Source organism: Bacillus sp. ME78 (genome assembly GCF_903970865.1).
Taxonomy (GTDB): Bacteria; Bacillota; Bacilli; order Bacillales; family Bacillaceae_G; genus Bacillus_A; species Bacillus_A cereus.
Genome location: NZ_CAJCKK010000101.1, coordinates 1 through 515 on the forward strand (window position 1 = coordinate 1; position 515 = coordinate 515).

The window sequence follows — 515 nt, forward strand, 5'->3', positions numbered from 1 at the left end:
TAGAAGCTGAAGATGACGTTTCTGGTGTCCAATATGTGTTCATAGATATAAAAGGCCCTGGAGGAGAAGAAAAGAGAGAGACAGCAAATTATGACTCTCAAACTAAAAAGTGGGTTGCTAATATTTCACTAAGCTCATATGCACAGTCTGGAGAATATATAGTAAGTACAATAGTTATGTATGATAATGCTGATCATCCTGTGGTATATAGGGGTGGTAGAGATTTTAACGTGAATTTCAATGTTGAAAATGATTTAGGATCGGATCAACAACCACCTACATTAAATAAAGTAGAAGTAGGTAAAAAAACATACAAAGCAGGGGAAAGTGTACAAGTAAGTGTAGAAGCTGAAGATGACGTTTCTGGTGTCCAATATGTGTTCATAGATGTAAAAGGCCCTGGAGGAGAAGAAAAGAGAGAGACAGCAAATTATGACTCTCAAACTAAAAAGTGGGTTGCTAATATTCCACTAAGCTCATATGCACAGTCTGGAGAATATATAGTAAGTACAATA

Annotated in this window: 1 pseudogene; it reads left to right on the plus strand. The window is 36.1% G+C overall.

Features of this window, described 5'->3' with window-relative positions:
* A pseudogene (locus tag H6481_RS28415) lies at positions 1–515 on the plus strand (S-layer homology domain-containing protein); the annotation flags it as partial.